Annotated in this window: 2 protein-coding genes; both read right to left on the bottom strand. The window is 62.7% G+C overall.

Features of this window, described 5'->3' with window-relative positions:
• Positions 1-1,358, bottom strand: a 1,358-nt coding sequence (locus tag ABWP84_RS11740) for a mechanosensitive ion channel family protein (RefSeq protein ID WP_353212218.1), incomplete at its 3' end; no start/stop codon positions are given.
• A gap of 10 nt (positions 1,359-1,368) precedes the next feature.
• Positions 1,369-3,180 carry a cache domain-containing protein gene (locus ABWP84_RS11735; protein ID WP_353212217.1) on the bottom strand — a complete coding sequence of 604 codons (1,812 nt, stop codon included), beginning with the start codon at positions 3,178-3,180 and terminating at the stop codon, positions 1,369-1,371.
• Between the last annotated feature and the right edge of the window lie 421 nt (positions 3,181-3,601).

The raw sequence follows: 3,601 nt of genomic DNA, 5'->3' as shown, positions 1-3,601 counted from the left end.
CGATGCAGATGGACCAAGCGCGCAATCGCGGCTGCCGGCAGATCATCCTCGGCGCGGCCTGGATGCGTCTCCCGATAATGCAATTGCGCCAGGGCCATAGCAAATGTCTCGAGCAGTTCCGGGGTCTCGGCCAGTAATCGGGCCAGCGCGCGGCGCTCGAACTCATAGGCCAGCACCGCCGTCTCGGCCACAACTGTCGCGCTGTGGCTCTGGCAGGCGAAAAGCGCCTTGCGGCCAAAGGCCTCGGTCGCCATGAAGCGTTGAGACACCACGGAGGCGCCGGCACGGTCGGTACCGGTGCGCTTGGCCATGCCTTCGCCGATGATGAACATGGCATTGCGCCGCTCCCCAGCGACCACGATGGGGGCGCCTGCGGGAATGTGCCGCTCCACCAAAAGGCCGGCGATGCGCTTGCACAAATCCTCCGGCAACCCGCGGAACAGTCGCACCTGCTGCACCAGATGGAAGGTATCAAGCGCGCGATTGGCGATCTTCACCTGACCCTGCGTGGTCATATCGGCATCGCGCATGCATTGCAGAATATTCTTCAGCACCGCGTGTTCCGCCTTCTTGCCATCGGCGTAGTTGGAGATGGTGAAGGCCACCTCATAGAGCACGCAATCGGCTTCAAGTTTGCGGGCAAACACCGTGGGTGGCGCCACATGCACCACCCCCGCCGCACCCAGCGTTGCGGCATAGAGCACGCGCTCGGCACTATCGACCGAGGTATCGTAGCGGATTCTCACCTCAAGGCTTCGCCTGGAGCGCTTATCGGGCTGCGCCATGTTCAGGATGATGGCGTTGGAGAGCAGCAGGTTGGGGATATAGATCGTCTCATTATTCCCCGTCAGCAGCACCGTGGTGCGCCAGGTGATGCGCTCTATCCTGCCCTGCTGCCGATCATTGATCTGCACCATATCGCCCACGCGGAAGGGCTTCTCCACATTCAGCACGATGCCGGTGAACAGCGCCAATAGGATATCGCGCAGCGCAATGCCCAGAATCATCAGCGAGGCACCGCCGGTGGCGACCAGCGCGGTGATATCGCGCTCGAACACCAAGGACATGATGGCGCATAAACCCAGGAACATGATGAGCCCGGTTGCTAGGCTGCCGATCAAGGGCGGCACCTGCTGGCCCGAGCGCCGCTCGATCCAGCCATGGATCACCTCATTGCGGATCACCCGTGCCAGCAATAGCGTGAGGGAAAACCACAGCGCAGCGAGGATCAGCTGCGCCAGGCTCGCCTCGGAGAGGTCAAAGACAAAAGCCAGCGGCGCGGTAAAGACTTTGCCCAACAGGGCCAAAATGCCCAGCGCCGCAATGGCAATGCCAAGGCGCCCATAGAGTTGCATCATCGCCGCGCCCTCAGCCCGCTGCCGGCAGGCGAATGACAAAGCCCGGCGCTTCCGGCCCAGCCACGCCCAGCGTGCCGCCGTAGAACTCCACGATCATCCGCGCCAGCACCACGCCAATCAGCGCATTGGCCCGCGCGGCCACATCGCTGTCCTCGGCGAGCTGCGCGAGGAACTGGCCCGCCTCATCGAGCAGCATCTCGCTCGGCGCGGCCGGGCCGGAGAAGGCCGTGCCGGTGATGCGCAGCACCAGCCAGGCCTGGGCATCCTGCTCGGCGCTGAAGCGCACCTCGCCCTGGCCCGAGCGCTGGGCGGCAAAGCCCACCAGGCTGCCAATCGCCCGGCGCAGCAGGTCACCATCCACCCGCGCGCGGGGCAAACCCGCCGGCACGGCCATGGCAATGGCCAGGTTGGGCAGCCGGCGATAGGCTGCGAGATCCTCATCAATGCTGCGAGAGACCAACTCGGCCAATGCCGCGAGCGGCGCCTCGGTCTTGACCAGGCCCTGGCGGAACAATTCCACCTGATGGAAATCCTCGACCAGCCGGCTCAGCCGCGCCATTTCCGCCTGCGGGAAGGCCAGCGCTTCCACCAGAGCCTTGTCGCCCGCGTCATTGGCCTTGGGCGCCAGCGCCGCCAAATGGCCGCTCACCGCCTGCAATGGCTCGGCAATGGCGGTCACGAGGTTGTTGAAGAAGCCGCGCTTGATCAGATCGACCTGTTTCAGCTTGGCCATCGCCGCCTCGGCCATGGCCGTGCGCTCGGCCAATTCGCGCCGCTGCCGCCCCAGCGCGCCGACAAAGCTGGCCCCGGATTTGCGGAAACTGATCGCGACAATGCTGCCCACCAAGGCCACCACCACAAACAGCACACCGCACTTGATCAGCACCCCCCGCAGGATGGCGGCAAACTGCTCGGTCACATCCAGCGAGGTGGCGATTGTGATGCTGGGTGCGCCGGAAAAATTAGTCACAAAGAAAGTCTTCACCAATACCGTGCGTCCCGCTTGGGAGAGAAGCTGGCTTTCGGTGGAACGGGGGTTGAAGCGGATCTGGCGCATCATGCGCGCCGTCTCCGGGTCCGAATACCTGATATAGATATCGTCGCCCAGCGTGACATCATTGGCCGGCAGCGGCTGGCGCTCGGTACGGTCGGAAATCTCCTTGGTGATGCTATAGGCCCAATTCATCCCAGAAAGCGCGCGGGCACGTTCGAGCGGGATGTTAAAATCGCTGCCGAAGGCCAGCACGCCAACGAAACGCTCATGATGGGTCACTGGAACAATGGCGCGCAGTGCTACCTCGCCGCCTTGCCCGGTTTCGACGGCCATGATGCGCTGGCGGCGCTCATTCGCCGCCACAATAGAACGGCGGAAGCGCGACAGGTCCATGCCGTACTCATTCGGGCGGCCGGCGCGGTAAAATACGACTGCGGGCGCGGTCCAGAAGTTCAACTGCCCAATATTATGGTCGCGCTGCAGGGTCTGGAAGAAGGGCTCGATAATGGCGCTCAGCGCGTCGCGGTCGCCATTGGCAAAGGCTTCCACCGTGACACGACTCTGCAGCATCGTATCGGCGGCGAGGCCGAGGGTGCGGTAGCGGGCGGTCACCAACTCACGGAAGGTGGCATCAAAGCGGTCGGCGCTCCGTTCAGTGCGCGCCACAACCTCACCCGTGCCGGAGGCATATTCAGTGATGCCGTAAAAGCCGCTCAGCAGCGCGGCCACCGCCGTGGCTGCCAGCACCAGCAGCCAATTGCTCTTGCTACCCTCGGCAGTGCGAGGGGCGGGTGCGGCGTTCTCAGATTTCGACAGTGTCGTGCCCATGGCGAAAAGAACCCCCGTTCGTGCGGTGTCAACCCGACCGAACGAAAGTCGCCCGCGAACAGCAGCAACCTGGCGATCACAAAGTTAGGTAGTCCGCAAATTCCCTTTTTGTACAAAATTTTTGGACGGTCTCGTCAATCTGGCGAAATGGCTAGTGCCTTCTGAAATGGCCCATGATTAGGCTGCTGTGGACTGAAATTACAGGGTTTTCGCCAGGGGGGTGTGACCGCAGTCTGACCGCAGAGAAACACCAGATGCTGGAGAATTTCCGTACCAAAGTGTTCGCTCTCGAAGTACGGATTTTGGGCAAGTGGGGTTCGAACCGGGGCAAATGCCGACCACGCTGAAACCGGCCTTTTACCTGGACGGATTCAACATCCATAGCGAACACCATCGCCGTTCTGTGTCTCGCTCCCGCCGG

The sequence above is a fragment of the Rhodovarius sp. genome (assembly GCF_040399605.1).
GTDB lineage: Bacteria > Pseudomonadota > Alphaproteobacteria > Acetobacterales > Acetobacteraceae > Rhodovarius > Rhodovarius crocodyli_A.
The sequence above is the reverse complement of the archived record's forward strand: the minus strand, read 5'-3'. Positions and strand labels throughout refer to the sequence as shown.

Coding starts and splice junctions, on each gene's coding strand:
- ABWP84_RS11735 (WP_353212217.1), bottom strand. CDS start 3,180: ATGGGCACGACACTGTCGAAATCTGAGAACGCCGCACCCGCCCCTCGC.